14 protein-coding genes are annotated in these 16,908 nt (G+C 48.4%); 6 read left to right on the top strand and 8 right to left on the bottom strand.

Annotation, left to right across the window (positions count from 1 at the left end; genetic code table 11):
• Positions 1–130 precede the first annotated feature (130 nt).
• Positions 131–559 (top strand): GtrA family protein, encoded by a 429-nt coding sequence (locus C12CBH8_RS04900; protein ID WP_090263491.1) that lies wholly within the window; start codon positions 131–133, stop codon positions 557–559.
• Between the two features lie 92 nt (positions 560–651).
• Here the strand turns inward: C12CBH8_RS04900 and C12CBH8_RS04895 are convergent, their stop codons facing one another.
• The 4 genes from C12CBH8_RS04895 to C12CBH8_RS04880 form a co-directional block, all read right to left on the bottom strand.
• Complete coding sequence (locus C12CBH8_RS04895) at positions 652–1,068, bottom strand: hypothetical protein (protein ID WP_090263493.1); 417 nt, start codon at positions 1,066–1,068, stop codon at positions 652–654.
• Between the two features lie 80 nt (positions 1,069–1,148).
• Complete coding sequence (locus tag C12CBH8_RS04890; protein ID WP_090263494.1) at positions 1,149–2,486, bottom strand: glucose-6-phosphate isomerase; 1,338 nt, start codon at positions 2,484–2,486, stop codon at positions 1,149–1,151.
• A 304-nt stretch (positions 2,487–2,790) separates the two neighbouring features.
• Positions 2,791–3,987 (bottom strand): D-alanyl-D-alanine carboxypeptidase family protein, encoded by a 1,197-nt coding sequence (locus tag C12CBH8_RS04885; protein WP_246441746.1) that lies wholly within the window; start codon positions 3,985–3,987, stop codon positions 2,791–2,793.
• 150 nt (positions 3,988–4,137) lie between these two features.
• Positions 4,138–4,365, bottom strand: coding sequence for an HPr family phosphocarrier protein (locus tag C12CBH8_RS04880; protein ID WP_090263495.1), 228 nt, complete (start codon positions 4,363–4,365; stop codon positions 4,138–4,140).
• 204 nt (positions 4,366–4,569) lie between these two features.
• Between C12CBH8_RS04880 and mtaB the strand changes: the two genes are divergently transcribed.
• On the top strand, positions 4,570–5,865 hold the full coding sequence (gene mtaB, locus C12CBH8_RS04875; protein ID WP_215533668.1) for a tRNA (N(6)-L-threonylcarbamoyladenosine(37)-C(2))-methylthiotransferase MtaB: 1,296 nt from the start codon (positions 4,570–4,572) through the stop codon (positions 5,863–5,865).
• Positions 5,866–6,034: 169 nt separating this feature from the next.
• Here mtaB and C12CBH8_RS04870 read toward each other — a convergent pair whose 3' ends face one another.
• Positions 6,035–6,727, bottom strand: coding sequence for a DUF3298 and DUF4163 domain-containing protein (locus tag C12CBH8_RS04870; RefSeq protein ID WP_159461140.1), 693 nt, complete (start codon positions 6,725–6,727; stop codon positions 6,035–6,037).
• A 161-nt stretch (positions 6,728–6,888) separates the two neighbouring features.
• Between C12CBH8_RS04870 and C12CBH8_RS04865 the strand changes: the two genes are divergently transcribed.
• Positions 6,889–8,145 (top strand): BaiN/RdsA family NAD(P)/FAD-dependent oxidoreductase, encoded by a 1,257-nt coding sequence (locus C12CBH8_RS04865; RefSeq protein WP_215533667.1) that lies wholly within the window; start codon positions 6,889–6,891, stop codon positions 8,143–8,145.
• Positions 8,142–9,749, top strand: a complete 1,608-nt coding sequence (locus tag C12CBH8_RS04860; protein ID WP_215533666.1) for an NAD(P)/FAD-dependent oxidoreductase — start codon at positions 8,142–8,144, stop codon at positions 9,747–9,749. The genes C12CBH8_RS04865 and C12CBH8_RS04860 overlap by 4 nt, the downstream gene beginning before the upstream one ends.
• Before the next feature lie 69 nt (positions 9,750–9,818).
• Here C12CBH8_RS04860 and pyk read toward each other — a convergent pair whose 3' ends face one another.
• A complete protein-coding gene (pyk, locus tag C12CBH8_RS04855; RefSeq protein WP_215533665.1) occupies positions 9,819–11,564 on the bottom strand; it encodes a pyruvate kinase in 1,746 nt (581 codons plus the stop codon).
• Positions 11,565–11,871: 307 nt separating this feature from the next.
• On the opposite strand from pyk, the gene C12CBH8_RS04850 reads away from it, so the two are divergent.
• The gene (locus C12CBH8_RS04850) at positions 11,872–12,840 is read left to right on the top strand and encodes a M15 family metallopeptidase (protein WP_215533664.1); all 969 of its coding nucleotides are present in this window, start codon (positions 11,872–11,874) and stop codon (positions 12,838–12,840) included.
• A 114-nt stretch (positions 12,841–12,954) separates the two neighbouring features.
• On the top strand, positions 12,955–13,467 hold the full coding sequence (locus C12CBH8_RS04845) for a ferritin (protein ID WP_099321857.1): 513 nt from the start codon (positions 12,955–12,957) through the stop codon (positions 13,465–13,467).
• A 93-nt stretch (positions 13,468–13,560) separates the two neighbouring features.
• Here C12CBH8_RS04845 and C12CBH8_RS04840 read toward each other — a convergent pair whose 3' ends face one another.
• Positions 13,561–14,931, bottom strand: a complete 1,371-nt coding sequence (locus C12CBH8_RS04840) for a uracil-xanthine permease family protein (RefSeq protein ID WP_215533663.1) — start codon at positions 14,929–14,931, stop codon at positions 13,561–13,563.
• 78 nt (positions 14,932–15,009) lie between these two features.
• Positions 15,010–16,617 (bottom strand): ABC-F family ATP-binding cassette domain-containing protein, encoded by a 1,608-nt coding sequence (locus C12CBH8_RS04835; protein ID WP_215533662.1) that lies wholly within the window; start codon positions 16,615–16,617, stop codon positions 15,010–15,012.
• Positions 16,618–16,908: the final 291 nt, after the last annotated feature.

Here is a 16,908-nt window from a genome sequence, read left to right as displayed (position 1 = left end):
AATGAACATACTGTAAATTTTTCTATGAAATCACTCTGTCTTTGTCATCTTTTCCTTATCTCTTGAAAAACAGAGGACAAAGAGGTAAAATAAACTAATTATAAACAAAAATTTCGGGATGTGATTTACATTGTTTGATTCCCTCAAAGCTCTCTTTTTCAAGTACAAAGAACTAATTCTATACGTTTTCTTTGGAGGATTGACCACATTAGTCAACTTTGTCTCCTATGCGCTTTTGGCAAATGCCCTCCATGTGGATCCCATGATCTCCAATGCGGTGGCTTGGTTTTTATCAGTTCTGTTTGCTTATATCACCAATAAAATCTATGTATTCGAAAGCAAGGAAATGCGTCTTCCCTTCCTTTTGCGGGAAATGGGGGCATTCTTCGCCTGTCGTCTGGCTTCGGGCGTCATGGATATGGGTATGATGTATGTTATGCTCTATTGGTTCCACTGGAATGACCTGGTCTCTAAGATCATCGCCAATGTCTTTGTCATTATCGTCAATTATGTCTTTAGCAAACTGTGGATCTTTAAAAAGCCTAAAACCGAAAAATGATGCTATAAAGACGTCTCCAACTCCAATAAAAAGGGTAGTGTAACTTTTTGCTACACTACCCTTTTCGTTTCTTTTAGTTCAAGATGGACCTCTTACGGGTTCATGATCTCGCTGGCGTCAATGTCCTTCAGATCTGCGGCATCCGCCGACACGGAGAACACAATGTTAATTTCATGTTTCTCAGCCAAAGCAGCTACCTTCTTGTTAAACTGAGCAAAAGCCTCCAAGTCATTGCCTCCGATCTTCAGTGTACCATCGATGAAGATATCGGTGATATCGTAGTCACCGGCACACATGCCGCTGATGAAGCCATAAAAAGAATCAAATCCATGGATATCATAACTATCAGCATCCAGCAGTCGCGCTTTATGGCTGATATCATAAAGCAATTTTGCACTTTTCTCGATAAAAACAACATGCCCTTTGGACTGATCCAATGCTTTGTTTACCAGTTCCAGCAATGCCTTTGTTTTTCCGGAGCCCTTTTTACCAACAATCAGTTTGATCATGGGAAATTCCTCCTGTTATTGTAAATTTGACCTTTTCGGCCATTTTAAACGAAATGAATAAAAAATCATCACGCCTTTGTTTACTGTAACCGCTGTTCCAATGCCTGCTTTTGAGCCTCGTAACCCGGTTTCCCCAGTAGGGCAAACATGTTGCGTTTGTAGTCCTCTACCCCTGGCTGATTGAAAGGATTGACTCCCATCATATAGCCGGAGATTCCACAAGCCTTTTCAAAGAAATAGGTCATGTAACCGTATTCATAAGCGTTTGCTTCTGGAATAGATAACACCAAATTGGGAACGCCGCCATCAGTGTGGGCCAGGACAGTGCCTTCAAAGGCCTTACGATTGACGTATGACATGGGTTTGCCGGCCAAGAAATTAAGGCCGTCCCCATCGTTGGGATCCTCTTCAATAATTAGCTCCGAACGGACTTTGTCAAACAGTACCACTGTTTCAAACAGGTTGCGGGTACCATCCTGAATAAACTGGCCCATGGAATGGAGGTCGGTGGAGAAGGTCACCGATGCGGGGAACAAGCTCTTACCGTCCTTGCCCTCGCTTTCGCCGTATAGTTGCTTCCACCACTCAGCTACCATCGTAAACTGGGGCTCATAACTGACCAGCAATTCGATGGCTTTGCCTTTGCGGTACAAAATATTGCGCAAAGCAGCATAACGATAACAGTCGTTTTGATCCAAAGAAGGATTGGCATAAGCCTTTGCCGCATCGGAAGCGCCCTGCATGATGGCGCCGATGTCCGCGCCGGAAACTGCGATGGGCAAAAGTCCAACCGCCGTCAACACAGAAAAACGTCCGCCTACGTTGTCCGGCACGACAAAGGTTTCATATCCTTGTTCATCAGCCAGCTTTTTGAGCGTGCCTTTTTCTTTGTCAGTGGTGGCGTAAATACGTCCCTTTGCGCCTTCGACGCCGTAGCGCTCTTCCAAGTACTTTTTGAACACACGGAAGGCAATAGCCGGTTCTGTCGTAGTGCCGGATTTGGAGATGACGTTTACCGAAACATCCCGCCCCTCACACAGCGAAAGGATATCGTTAAGAGCGCTGGAACTGATGGAATTGCCGGCAAAATAGATATCCGGCGTATCCTTTTTCAAGTTATTGTAAAGCGGAGAGTGCAGAAATTCAATGGCCGCTCTGGCCCCTAAATAGGAACCGCCGATGCCGATGACAATCAGAACATCCGAGTCGGAACGGATCTTTTCCGCCGCCTTTTGGATACGGGCAAACTCCTCTTTGTCATAATCATCCGGGAGGGTCAACCACCCTAGAAAATCGTTTCCCAAACCAGTGCCTTGGTGCAGAACCTGATGGGCTGCTTCCACCTGACACTGGATTGCCTCCAGTTCGTGAGGCTGGATAAAATCACGGACATGCTTATCATCCAGACGAACCGCCATTTGATGACCTCCTTACCTTTGGTTGGACGCTCCATATTTTGCATCCAACGGCTGCGATGGACTCCTTCAAGTCCTGCATCCCAGGATTTACCGGGATTCCAATAAAAATTGTTACTATAACCACAGAAATCTTCGATAACTCCTTAGGACTTGTATTTATTGTACATGATAACCCGTGAAATTGCAAGACGCCAAAGTGATTTTTGTGCTGATTTAACGACTAATTCACAATTTCAGGCGTTTAACTACATTTTCCACTTTCTTCTTAGACACTATCTACAACCCATATGGACAATCTTCCAATCTATAGACGAAGCATCTCTTGGATCAGCAGTTCAAATGCCTTGCCAAAGGATAGTTTCTCCACCCCTTCGGCCGCCTTCAACGGGATCTCTGCAATGGTTTCTCCATCGGCCGTTATGACTATCTTACCCAGAACCTGCCCCTTTTCTACCGGCGCCTCTACATCTTCAGCCAAATCCACCGCACACTGGATCTGACTTTCCTTCCCTTTTTCCAGCAGTACCTTCTCCACACTGCCATTCTCCAGCTCCACCTGGGCTTCTACGCCATGAAGAACCTTCACCGGCTTGAGGAGCTCCTGCTGGACAGGCGGTTCTACCAGGGCATAATTGGCAAATCCCCACTCCAACAGATTTCGCGCGCCGTTAAATTGATCGTTTTTCTGTTCGCCGCCCAGCACGACCGCCACCAAATGAAGCCCATCCTTCCTGGCCGACGCCGATACACATCGTCCTGCATTGTTGGTTGTGCCGGTTTTTAGACCGGTGGCGTACTCGTAAAATCGAATGAGACGATTGGTGTTTGCCAATCCTGTGGCGCCGTCTCGGAGGCTGTCGGTCCAGATGGTGGTGTAATCCATGATCTTCTCATGACGCAGCAATTCCACAGACATAATACCGATATCATGAGCTGTCGTCTCGTGACCTTCAGCGTCCAAGCCGTGACAATTGACAAAATGTGTATCTGTCATGCCCAGCTCCTGCGCCCTCTGGTTCATCATGGCCACAAAGGCCTCCTCCGAACCGGCGATGTATTCCCCCAATGCCACGGCCGCATCGTTGGCGCTGTTGACCATCATGCCCTTAAGCATATCGTTGACCGACATCTGCTCCCCTGCTTCCAGGAAGATAGTGGTTCCTCCTAAAGATTGTGCGTGTTCGCTGACCAGCACCATATCGTCCAATGAGATGCGTCCGCTCTCCACGGCTTCCATTGTGAGCAGAGCGGTCATCACCTTGGTGATGGACGCTGGTGCACGCTTTTCATGGGAGTTCATCTCATAGAGCACCTTGCCGGTGGACACTTCCATCAGCACCGCCGATTTTGCATGGATCTCCACCGGCTGCTCTGAAGCAACCGCCTCGGTCTGCTTTACCTCTGGTTCGGACGATCCATCGGCTCCTGCCACCATGGACATACTGCACAGCACGAACATCAAAGCCGTCAGCACGGCAATCCATCGGGCTGACATTCTCATTTCTCACACCTCCGCAATCGTAGAATCGTATGGTAATGAGTATGGCCGACCCATCCTGATTATACCCAAAAAGAAAAAGAGCGGCGGCGATCAAAGCCCTGCCTCCAGGTTCTGAACGCTGCCGCTCATCTTTTGTTTTCCATTCCCCGATTAAGCTAAAAACGGTTTGATATCCTCCCAAAAAGGATCGTCCTTGCCGCATTCTGCCTGCAACAACAGTTTCTGTGAAAGATCCAAGCTAAAGATCCCCATGATGGATTTGGCATCTACCACGTATTTCCCGCAAATCAGCTCTACATCAAAGGAGTAACGATTTACAATGTTCACAAAGTTTTTGACATCGTTGATGGATGAAAGGGTAATGGTCACATTCGTCATACCGCTAACGCCTCCTAGAATCCATTTATTTTTCTTGGAATAGCCTTATTATACGCCCATTCCACTGAGAATTGCAACATTTGATTTGATTCCCTTGAAAAAAGGGGGTAAGTATACTATATTTTAATAGATTGGCTCTCGCCAAGTGGAATGTCCTAAAACAACGGTTTTATCCGTTTTTCAATTAAAGTGGAGGGATCCTTTTTGACCGTACGATTCTATACGTTAGGCTGCAAAGTCAACCAATACGAGACGGAGGCTATGGCTGGCGCTCTAAAACAGGCGGGCTTTTTACCGGCAGCAGATAGCGAACAGCCTTCTGTAATTGTCATCAATTCCTGTACCGTCACCAGCGAAAGCGACAGCAAGGCACGTAAATTACTCCACCGGTGCCGTCGCCAGAATCCGGATGCTGTAATTGTGCTGACTGGATGCTATCCCCAAGCCCATCCTGACATTGCAGACACCCTCCCGGAAGCTGATATTATCCTGGGCTCTAAAAATCGTTCCGGCCTTACAAAGCACGTCCAGGATTTTTTACAGCACCGCACTCGCATTGTGGACATCGAACCCCACACCAAGGACGAGACATTTGAGGACATGCGCGCTACTGATTTTTCAGAACGCACTCGCGCTACCATCAAAATTCAAGATGGATGCAATCGGTTTTGTTCTTACTGCATCATCCCCACTGCCCGTGGGCCGGTGCGCTCCAAGGAGCTTGCTCTCATCCGTCAGGAGGTGGCGTCACAGGCTGCGGCCGGATATCGTGAAACGGTGCTCACCGGCATCAATCTCTCGGCCTATGGGGAGGATTGCGGTAAATCTCTGGCTGACGCATTGGAAGCTGCTTGTTCTGTGAAAGAAATGGGACGCATTCGTCTTGGATCCTTAGAACCGGACTGTTTTACGCCGGCCTTTATCGATCGGATCGCGAAGCTTAAAAATCTATGCCCTCACTTTCACCTTTCCCTACAAAGCGGTTGTGAGGCCACACTGCGGGCTATGAACCGGCATTACACGCCGGAGCAGTACCTGGAAATTGCGACACATTTACGCTGCGCCTTTCCCCACTGTGCCATTACCACCGACGTGATGGTGGGATTTCCCGGCGAGACTCCGGAACATTTTGAGGAATCTTTGGCCTTTGTAAAAAAAGTGGGATTTGCACGGGTCCATGTGTTTGCCTATTCCATCCGTCCCGGTACGAAGGCCGCCTTGATGGAACACCAAGTTCCCAAAGCCGAAAAGGAACGGCGCAGTCATAGAATGATACGAGCAACCGATGGTTCGCGTCATTCCTTCTGGGAAAGTCAGCTCGGATGCGTTTTCCCTGTCCTGTTTGAACAGCAAGTATCAAAAGGGGTTTGGGAGGGTTATTCTCCCAACTATACCCCTATCCACGTGACCAGTGAAGAGCCTTTAGGAGGTCAAATTCGAGAAGTTTTCCTACAAGACGTGGAGGAAAATTGGTGTATCGGCGCTCTAAAGCGCTCTTAATCCTGTAAAGGCATCCTGCTTTTCATACATGCAATAACTCACGGTTTTACGCGCTTTTCTGGCTTTTTACGCCTTTGTATCCCCCTTTTATTCTGTAAAGCTATTTTCTTTACAGAATAAAAGGGACTCCTGTGTCGACAGGTAGTCCCTTTTGCATGATCTTGCGAGGTTAGCAACAAGATGCAATCTCCGGATTGAGCATCTCTTTCATATTGCTCAGCTCAATCGGGAATTCTAAAACGCCAAAAGAATGCGGGAAGTACGTGATCTCAGGCATGATGATGACAAGTTGTGTGTCGGTTACATAAAAGGGTTGATCCACATCTATTTTCTCAAAGGTCTCGATTTGCTCATCTTGTATCCCCTGCTCCTGAATGGATTTTTTTATCTCGCTGCTGAGGTAGGATACATAATCAGCGTCCTCACGAAATAGATCCCTCAGTTCAAACAGTCTGCCATCTACAGCCGAAAAGGTTGCTCCCGTTTTGGTAGAACTGCCATTGGCGCCTCCCGTATAGAGGTACTCGTCAAAGAGAATGCTAACCATACCTCTACAATTCCGTTTTACTTGGAAGTCCATTTGAGCCTCGGTGCGGTTTCCTTGGTCGGCTGATGTCTGAGCCAAGACCTTAAGGCGACAAGCCGATTCTGCAAAACGGACGTTCAATTTAGCCTGTTGGTCGGTATCTTGCAGTCCGCTGACTTTGGGCCACGCTGCGGAATACTGGAGTCCATCCTCTTCGATCTTTTCTTCCACCCGGTTGATATTGACTCGGCTGGCGGCCGAAACGCTTGGAATCATCAGCACTACCAATGCCATGATACAAACGGCTGCCCCAATCCATTTTGATTTTTTGATCAAATAATTCCCTCCTTTTTCCATCCATCCCACCATGAAGGTAGGACAGATATTAGTATTCCCTTGAGGCCGTCCAACTGGACACCTCAAAGATTGGCGGCAGAAAGAGGCAGTTTTTTTGTTTTTTCATTTTTAATTTTAAATGAATGTAAGGTGGTGATGTTATGTCTAGCCAGAAAGCTTTGGTGATTGTGGGAGGCGGCGCATCTGGTCTGATGGCCGCTTTATCGGCATCGATCCAATGCCGTGAAATGCATGCTAATCTCCCTATTATTGTACTGGAAAAGGGTCCTCGTGTGGGGAAAAAGCTTCTTGCAACTGGGAATGGACGATGTAACCTCTCCAACTTAAAAGCATCCCCTGAACGGTACCACGGTAAACATCCTAATTTCTGTCGCACTGCCCTTTCCATTTTCTCCCCATCCACCACCGTCGGTTTTTTTGGCAAATTGGGACTTTTATGCCGGGTAGAAGGAGAAAACTTGGTGTATCCCTATTGCGAGCAGGCGTCGGCTGTACTGGATTGTCTTCGTTTTGCCTGTGAACGCATGGGAGTTCGGATCCGATGCGACGCCCAAGTCCAAGCCATTCAAAGACGAAAGAATGGTTTCTCTGTTGTTTTATCGAATGATACGGTAGACTGTCAATCGGTCATTCTTGCGGCCGGTGGGATGGCGTCTCCACAGCTCTCCTCAGGGGATGACGGATACCGTCTGGCAAAGTCTTTGGGTCATAATTGTACCCCTCTTTTTCCCGCCTTGGTTCCCGTCCGAACCGATCCAGCATGTACACGTCCCCTCAAAGGGATCCGCGTCAAGGGCACGGCTTCCCTGATGCAGGGACAAACCTCATTGCGGACAGAAAAGGGGGAAATCCAGTTTTCCGACGGCAGTCTCTCAGGTATCTCTGTGATGCAGCTCTCCCGATTGGTATCGTTTCACAAACATACACGGATTCTTCTCGATCTCATGCCGGACTATTCAGAGAAGCAAGTACAATCCCTCCTGAAACGGATGCAACACCTATTACAGGCTGAACCTGCCGAACGTCTTTTATCCGGTCTGCTTAACAAGCGGGTAGGACAAACACTTGTAAAACAAACAGTATCTCTCTCCTGTCCTATTGGGAATATCTCTCCCGCTGAGTTGGAAAACATCGGCTGCCGCATCAAAGCATGGGAATTTCCCGTCCTGGGTGTGGGGAATTGGAAAAATGCCCAAGTGACGGCCGGCGGTCTGGACACTAACGAGTTTGACAGCCAGACTATGGCATCCCGTCTCATCCCAGGCTTCTATGCCACTGGGGAAGTCCTGGACATCGACGGGGACTGCGGTGGCTTTAATCTTCAGTGGGCGTGGAGTTCTGGTCATTTGGCTGGACGATGTGCCGTTTTATATCTCTTGGGGAGGACACAAGCATGATTCGTATCTCTGGTTTATCCCTGCCTTTGGGAAAAAATGAAAAATTTCTATGGGACAAAGCAGCTGAACTTTTAGGGATCCCTGTCCAATCCATCCGGAGCCTTACCATTGCAAAAAAGTCGGTGGACGCGCGAAAAAAGAACAATGTCCACTTTACATACAGCGTGGATATCGAAATCGACAACACTAGCCAAGAAGCTCGTTTTGTAGGACATAAAGGCCCTTGTACCATCACCATCCCAACCCCGTATCGGTATGAGCTTCCTCGTGTGTCCGGTTCTCTTCCCCATCGTCCTGTGGTGGTGGGAACGGGACCTGCCGGACTGTTCGCCGCCCTGATTTTAGCGCAGTGCGGGCTCTCTCCTTTGGTAGTAGAACGGGGCATGGACGTGGAAACCCGTCAAAAGGATGTGGAGCGTTTTCGCACAACCAGTCTATTTCACCCGGGTTCCAACGTCCAGTTCGGCGAAGGCGGCGCCGGTACCTTCTCGGACGGCAAGTTGACCACCGGCATCAAGGATCCACGCTGCCGCAAAGTGCTGGAGGAATTCGTTTCCGCCGGAGCTCCAGAAGAAATTCTGTATCTGGCAAAGCCGCACATCGGCACCGATCTTTTGGTATCCATCGTCAAAAAGCTGCGGGAAAGCATTGTCCGGCTTGGAGGGGAAGTTTTATTTGACACAAAGTTGACCGGACTCTCTTTGGAAAATGGAAAACTTTGCGCTGTCCAGCTAACACAGGAGGGACAGCATAAAACCATAGTAACCGACTCGCTAATCTTAGCCATCGGGCACAGCGCACGAGATACCTTTGAGATGCTCCATCAAGCCGGTTTGCCTATGGAGCAAAAGGCCTTTTCCGCTGGCGTCCGTATCGAACATCTTCAGAAGTGTATCAACCAGAGCCAATATGGAAAATTTGCTTCTCATCCTGCTTTAGGGGCTGCCGATTATAAGTTGTCTGTCCGCCTTCCCAATGGACGAGGTGTGTACACCTTTTGTATGTGTCCTGGAGGAGAGGTCGTCGCAGCTGCCTCGGAAAAAGGCGGCGTTTGCGTCAATGGTATGAGCCGCTATCGTCGGGACGGTGTCAATGCAAACAGCGCTTTACTTGTAGATGTCCGTCCCACCGATTTTCCCTCTTCCCATCCCTTGGCAGGTGTACAATTCCAGCGGCAGATGGAACGCGCTGCCTACACCTTAGGGGGCGGCAATTATCACGCCCCTGCCCAATTGGTAGGAGATTTCTTAGGCCAAAAAGCTAGTACCGTCTTGGGCAGTGTAGAACCTACCTATCGGCCAGGTGTACGGCTGTGCCGCTTGGACGCCTGTCTTCCGGAATTTACATCCCAGTCCATCCGGCAAGCTCTTCCCCTACTGGATGGACGGCTCAAAGGGTTTGCCGCTCAGGATGCTGTTCTGACCGGTGTGGAAACCCGCAGTTCTTCCCCTGTCCGCATGATCCGCGACCAGACGGGACAGTCGCCAATCCGGGGAATCTATCCCTGTGGAGAGGGCGCCGGGTACGCTGGAGGAATTATGTCGGCCGCCGTGGATGGCATCCGATGTGCCGAATATTTAATTTCCAATCAGCTAACCTTTTAAGTCTTATAACAAGAAAAGGACGCCATAGAAAAAATGGCGTCCTTTTATTTTGTTCGATAGATTTGTGCTTTATCTCATGTGGCCGCTGTATACAATGCCACGGGAACCGTCTACTGTAACAGTAGTCCCTGTCTTCAGCAGGCGGGTCGCATTGGTTGCCCCCACAATAACGGCCTTATCTAAGGCTAGTCCTACAATAGCGGCATGAGAATTAAGACCTTCCTGCTCTGCTACAACACCGCTGGCTGCCCGGAGAAATGGAAGCATTTCATTGGTAGTCTGAGGCACCACTAAAATGTCCCCTTCTTGGAAGTTCTTCTTTATATCGTTAAGATCTTTGCATACGCATAAATTGCCGCATGCACAATGAGTAGACGTGGCAGTTCCGGTCACTAAAATATCCCCTACCAGATGTACCTTCAACAGATTGGTCGTACCGGATACTCCCAACGGTAATCCCGCTGTGATAACCACCAAATCGCCATTCTCCAGCAGCTTCTCCTTCGTAGCGCATTCCACTACATGCTGGAAAAGATCGTCTGTACTTTTCTGCTCCTCAGCCAGTAAAGGACGAACTCCCCATGAAAGGCTCATTTGACGCCATACTTTTTTATCGGTCGTGCTTCCGATAATCAGGCATTGCGGACGATACCGGGATACCATACGCGTTGTCCGGCCGGATTTGGAAACAGTGATAATGGCCTTTGCTCCCAAGTCATGCGCAGTAGTACAGGTGGCATGAGAGATGGCAGTCGTCACGTTGGGATCGTTGATCTTAATACTGTCAAATCGTCTCTTATAGTCGATCTCACGCTCTGTACGGCGGGCAATGGTAGCCATGGTATGCACTGCTTCCACTGGATACATACCGGCAGCCGTCTCTCCAGAAAGCATGATAGCACTGGTACCGTCGTAAATGGCATTTGCTACGTCGGTGGTCTCTGCACGCGTGGGACGTGGATTTTTGATCATGGATTCCAGCATCTGTGTTGCGGTAATGACCTGCTTGCCTGCCAAATACGCCTTCCGAATCAATTTCTTCTGGATGACAGGGATATCCTCCAACGGGATTTCTACGCCCAGATCGCCTCGGGCCACCATGATGCCGTCAGATACTCGGATGATCTCGTCGATGTTCTCTACGCCGCCGGCGCTTTCAATTTTGGAAATAATGCGCAGATCCCGTCCGCCCAGCTTCTCCAATTCATGGCGAACGTCCATGACATCTTCAGCGGAACGTACAAAGGATGCCGCTATAAAATCAAAATCATGTTCTACTGCAAAAGCCAGATCCTGGCAGTCCACTTCGCTCATATAGGGAATATTGAGCTTGACGCCCGGGACATTGATGCTCTTATGGGAGGCGATCATCCCGCCGTTGATAACTTTGCAACGTACTTCCTTTTTGCTGATTTCCACCACCCTCATGGCAATCAGGCCGTCGTCCACCAGAATACGTGTCCCGACCTCCACATCTTTGGGGAGTCCCTTATAGGTAATCGAACAGCGGTTGGTATCGCCTATGCATTCTTCTGTGGTGAAAATATAATCCTGCCCCGTTTTAAGCTCTACTTTAGGGGGATCAAAGTTACCTGTACGTACTTCCGGGCCTTTGGTATCGCACAACATTGCAATTGGTAGATTTAATTCTTCCCGGATCTTTTTTAGCCGTTGATAACGGACATCGTGTTCCGCATGAGTGCCGTGAGAAAAGTTGAAACGTGCAACATCCATGCCTTCTTTTATCATATCCCGGATAATATCGTCATTATCATTGGCTGGTCCAAGGGTACAGATAATCTTTGTTTTTCGCATAATAACACCTCGTTAAACAGCTGGATTTGGGGTTAAAATATTAATAAACTTAAAAATTTTCCCATTCTCTCTATTGTATCACGGATTTCTAAGAATTGGTAGCGGATATCCTCCTCTTTACGTATATTTTACATTTCTGTCCTTTCTACGGGGATACTATGAAGAAAATACTCCTTGATCTTATCGGCCTGTGGAAATATCCCCTTGTTTCTTCCTTTGGTTTGGGTTAAAATAGGGAGAGAAATCCGATCCCTCTTATTCAGTTTAACGTACTATTTGGGGATCTATTCAGAAAGGATGACTTTATTTGCCACAACAAGTGAATCGTTCCTATAGTAGACGGCGCAAGAAAAGTCGGCTCCCCTACTTCGCTATTGTGCTTACATTGGCTCTTCTTGTGATTACAGTGGCCATCGTCTTTATGACGCAATGTAGCCGCTCTGAGCCGGAGGAAACATCCTCATCCCAGACATTGTCAAGCGCCGCAGCCGATTCTTCTTCCAGTTCCTCTATGGCTTCCAGTTCCGCCGCTTCATCCTCATCAGCAACGGAATCTTCACAAGCCCCATCCAGCAGCGCATCGGAAGCTCCGTCTTCCACTGCCCCTTCTCCCTCTTCTTCTAAGCCTTCCAGCGGTACGATTACTTCCAGTCCTACTTCTGCTGTGGACGGCGTAGTCCCCACTGGCGCTGGTACCGGCCTGGGCTATAAGAGTTCCGACTGGCGTCTGCGTATTCCAAATATTGATTCCCCCATTGAAGATGACGAAATCCCCGAACTAAGTACCATTGAATCAGGTGGAAGCGGAAAATTTTATCTGGATTCCCGGGCTGCCGATGATTTCGACGCTATGATGGCTGCTGCTAAAAAGGACGGCATGAACCTCTATGTCTCCTCCAGCTACCGTACCCCTGCATATCAGAAAAACCTGTTTGAAAAGCGCGTCAAGGCCGCCATGGCCAACGGTGAAAGCCGCGCTGAAGCGGAAAATACAGTGGCAAAAGAAACAGCCCGTCCCGGCACCAGCGACCATATGCTTGGCTTGGCTGTGGACTTTAACGGTGTAAAAAATGCTTTTAAAGATACCAAGGAATACGACTGGTTGATTGAACACTGTGCTGAATACGGCTTTATCCTGCGCTATCCGGAGGACAAGGTCGATATCACTAAAGTATCCTACGAACCCTGGCATTACCGCTATGTGGGCAAGGAACACGCCGCCGTTATTATGGAGAAAAAGATCTGCCTAGAAGAATACGTCCAGGATCTTGGATAACTTCTCTATCCCAGCATTCCCAATAGTCGATAAGAACTGTTTTGATTGTGTCTACTTTGGGCCCGATGAGGACAGTTCTTCATTTTTAAACAAGCATCAAGGAGGTAGTTTATCATGTTAGATTCAAAAGTTGTCGCTCTGCTCAATGACCAAGTCAACAAGGAATTTTATTCAGCCTACCTTTACCTGGATTTCTCCAACTTCTACGAGGATAAAGGGTTGGAGGGCTTCGCCAATTGGTACAAAATCCAGGCCCAGGAGGAGCGCGATCACGCTATGCTCTTCTATCAGTATCTGCACAATAACAACGTCAAGGTAACTCTGGAAGCCATCGGCAAACCCGATCAGGAACTCAATTCGTTGATGGATCCTCTTCAAGCAGGCCTGAAACACGAAGAATACGTCACCAGCTTGATTAATGCCATCTATGCCGCCGCTCAGGAAGCCAACGACTATCGTACCGTCCAGTTCCTCGACTGGTTCGTGAAGGAACAGGGCGAGGAAGAGACCAATGCCAATAACCTCATCACCAAGATGGAACTGTTTGGTTCGGATGCCAAAGGTCTCTATATGCTGGATAGTGAACTGAAAGCTCGTGTTTATTCCGCCCCTTCTCTGGTTCTGTAATCTTATCTTCCCAAACACCAGGTAAAAAACAAAAGGGATCAAGCATGCATCGTCGTGCTTGATCCCTTTTTCTATTGCGGTACTTATATCTTTTCAGCTGGCCTGATTGGAAACCGATTCTGAAGTATTTTTATCTTCCTCTTCATCCCCATGAAACTCATAGTCGTTGCCGGGCAAAATAGCGTTCAGAAGGATTCCTAAAATGGCAGCAATGGCGAGGCCGGAAAGGTTAATGGATACGCCTCCTGCTGCAATAGTAATACCCCCTACCGAGTTAAATCCCAAGGCGCTGACCAGAATAACAGCTGCGATGATAAGGTTACGGCTGTTTGTGAAGTCCACCTTATTCTCCACCACGTTGCGCACACCAATGGCTGAAATCATACCGTATAGCACAAAACTGATGCCGCCGATAATAGCGGCGGGAATGGTATTGATAGCCGCTTCAAATTTGGGACAAAAACTGAGCAGAATGGCAAATACAGCTGCGATCCGGATAACAAGCGGATCATAAATTTTAGTCAGGGCCAGGACGCCGGTATTCTCACCATAGGTGGTATTGGCCGGTCCTCCCAGGAGTCCCGCCATTGTGGTGGCCAATCCGTCACCTAGAAGTGTCCGATGCAACCCCGGATTATGGATATAGTTTTTCCCAGTGGTAGCACTGATGGCGGCAATATCACCGATATGTTCCATCATGGTGGCGATGGCGATTGGCACGATGGTAAACAGTGCGCTAATAAACAGAGGGCTTCCATCAATGGCAAAAAGGCCCATCGAATCCTTATGTACAGGGAATCCGATCCAGGGGGCCTCGGCAATGGCGGTAAAATCCACATTGTTTGTGACCACCGCCACAATATAAGAAGCCGCCACACCCAGCAAAATAGGAAGGATCTTTACCATACCTCTTCCCCAGATGTTGCACGCCACCACAACTCCCAAGGCCACTATGGCAATCAGCCAGTTGGACTGACAATTGCTGATGGCACTGGGTGCCAAGATAAGTCCAATGGCGATGATAATAGGCCCTGTCACAACCGGCGGGAAAAATCTCATAATCTTTTTTACACCAAAGGTAGAGATCAGAAAACTAACCAGTAAATACAAAAGCCCGGAAAACACCACACCCGCACAAGCATACGGAAGCATCTCGGTGTTGGCAATGGTCTGTTCCCCATTTGCATCCATGAGCTTGGGCGCCACAATGGCAAACCCTCCTAAAAATGCAAACGACGATCCCAAAAAAGCGGGAACCTTCCCTTTGGTCAATAAATGAAACAACAGTGTACCCAGTCCGGCGCATAACAGTGTTGTGGATACGCTCAACCCCGTCAGCAACGGCACCAGCACCGTCGCTCCAAACATGGCAAACATATGCTGCAAACCCAGCACCAGTATTTTTGGTTTCCCTAGGACTTTCGCATCGTAAATTCCCTGTGAATAGTCCACCTTTTTGCTCATCCATCATTTCCCCCTCAAGCTTATTCAAAGGGGTATCCACCATTGGCATTCCAAGGCAAACCCCCTTTTGTCCCCCATTTAGCTTAAGCCTTGCTGTTCCTTCATCTCCAGGAACTCATCGTAGGTCATCATGCGGTCCAGAATACTGCCGTCTTCCCGAATCTCAATGATGCGGTTGGCCACCGTTTGAATAAACTGATGGTCAAAAGAGGTAAAGAGTACGATACCCTTGAAATCAATCAATCCGTTATTGACCGCTGTAATGGATTCCAAATCCAGATGGTTGGTGGGCTGGTCCAAAAGCAGCACGTTGGAACCAAACATCATCATGCGGGAGAGCATGCACCGTACCTTCTCCCCTCCGGACAGCACATTGACGGGCTTAAATACCGCATCCCCGGAAAAGAGCATCTTCCCCAAAAATCCCCGCAGATAGGTTTCCGTCAAGTCGTTCTTGGAATACTGCTCCAGCCATTTGATGATACTTAAATCGCAGTCGTCAAAATAGCGGGAATTGTCCTTGGGAAAATAGGACTGGGTTGTGCTGACACCCCATTTAAAAGTCCCCTTGTCGGCCTCCATCTCCTCCATCAGGATTTGGAACAAGGTGGTACAGGCCAATTCATTCTGGGACAGAATGGCGATTTTATCCCCCTTGTTCACACGGAACGATACATGGTCAAGCAGCCGAACCCCGTCCACTGTTTTGGTCAGCTCCTCTACCGTCAGAATTTCCTTGCCCGGTTCCCGATCCATCTGGAACCCTACATACGGATATCGGCGGGACGACGCCGGCATCTCCTCCAGCTCCAACTTCTCCAGAAGCTTTTTCCGGGATGTCGCTTGGCGTGATTTGGATTTATTGGCCGAGAACCGTTCGATAAAACTGCGCAGCTCCTTGGCTTTTTCCTCGTTTTTCTTATTCTGCTCCCGCAGCATGCGCTGCATCAGCTGACTGGATTCATACCAAAAGTCGTAGTTGCCAACGTAAATCTTAATTTTAGTATAGTCCACATCCACAATGTGGGTGCAGACGTTGTTGAGAAAATGACGGTCGTGGGATACCACAATGACCGTCCCCTCGTAGTCCATCAGGAAGTCCTCCAGCCAGCGGATGGAGTGAATATCCAAATGGTTGGTGGGCTCGTCCAAAAGAATGATGTCCGGATGGCCAAACAACGCCTGGGCCAATAGAATCTTCACCTTCTCTTTTGCGCCCAAGCTCTCCATCTGCGTCTCCAACAAGCTGACGGGCAATCCTAAACCTTGCAAAATCTGGCCGGCTTCGGTTTCGGCCTCCCATCCATTCAACTCGGCGAATTCGCTCTCCAGTTCCGAAGCAAGCACTCCGTCCTCTTCGGAAAAATCTTCTTTGGCGTAGAGGGCATCCTTCTGCTTCATAATATCATACAGCCGCTTGTTGCCCATGATGATGGTATCCAGCACAGAATAGGCGTCAAAGGCAAAGTGATCCTGCTTGAGCACCGACATCCTGGTCTTCTTATCCACCGCCACTTCTCCGGTGGAAGGCTCCAGCTCCCCGGACAAAATCCGTAGAAAAGTGGATTTTCCCGCTCCATTGGCGCCGATCACGCCGTAGCAATTGCCGGGGGTAAACTTCAGGTTGACCCCTTTGAACAGGCTTTGCCCATTGAAATTCAGACTAACATTAGAAACTGTGATCATATAACTTATTTCATTCCCCTTTAGGCTTAATATTGCATCTTTCTATAACCGCTCTGGAGAAATTCTGCGATTTTCCTCATAAAAATAGGAGACGGCTGAAAAACAGTCCTCCAGAGCTTGTTCCCTATTAAATACCAGCATACCGCAGGTACTTTTTTGCCTTCTATGCACATGGACAAAGACAGCGGCTATTTTTTCATTTTATCATAAACAAAGGAATTTAGACAAGCTTTTTTCTATTTCTCTCTCAGAATGAGCATGTTTTCCCCTCTCGTCCATATAAATGCATAA

The organism is Solibaculum mannosilyticum, from assembly GCF_015140235.1.
Taxonomy (GTDB): Bacteria; Bacillota; Clostridia; order Oscillospirales; family Acutalibacteraceae; genus Solibaculum; species Solibaculum mannosilyticum.
The sequence above is the reverse complement of the archived record's forward strand: the minus strand, read 5'-3'. Positions and strand labels throughout refer to the sequence as shown.

Excerpts from the sequence above, each read along its gene's own strand:
- C12CBH8_RS04860 (WP_215533666.1), top strand. The coding sequence starts at position 8,142 with ATGATTCGTATCTCTGGTTTATCCCTGCCTTTGGGAAAAAATGAAAAA.
- C12CBH8_RS04835 (WP_215533662.1), bottom strand. The coding sequence starts at position 16,617 with ATGATCACAGTTTCTAATGTTAGTCTGAATTTCAATGGGCAAAGCCTG.
- C12CBH8_RS04895 (WP_090263493.1), bottom strand. The coding sequence starts at position 1,068 with ATGATCAAACTGATTGTTGGTAAAAAGGGCTCCGGAAAAACAAAGGCA.
- pyk (WP_215533665.1), bottom strand. The coding sequence starts at position 11,564 with ATGCGAAAAACAAAGATTATCTGTACCCTTGGACCAGCCAATGATAAT.
- C12CBH8_RS04840 (WP_215533663.1), bottom strand. The coding sequence starts at position 14,931 with ATGAGCAAAAAGGTGGACTATTCACAGGGAATTTACGATGCGAAAGTC.
- C12CBH8_RS04880 (WP_090263495.1), bottom strand. The coding sequence starts at position 4,365 with ATGACGAATGTGACCATTACCCTTTCATCCATCAACGATGTCAAAAAC.
- C12CBH8_RS04865 (WP_215533667.1), top strand. The coding sequence starts at position 6,889 with ATGTCTAGCCAGAAAGCTTTGGTGATTGTGGGAGGCGGCGCATCTGGT.
- C12CBH8_RS04885 (WP_246441746.1), bottom strand. The coding sequence starts at position 3,987 with ATGAGAATGTCAGCCCGATGGATTGCCGTGCTGACGGCTTTGATGTTC.
- C12CBH8_RS04845 (WP_099321857.1), top strand. The coding sequence starts at position 12,955 with ATGTTAGATTCAAAAGTTGTCGCTCTGCTCAATGACCAAGTCAACAAG.
- C12CBH8_RS04890 (WP_090263494.1), bottom strand. The coding sequence starts at position 2,486 with ATGGCGGTTCGTCTGGATGATAAGCATGTCCGTGATTTTATCCAGCCT.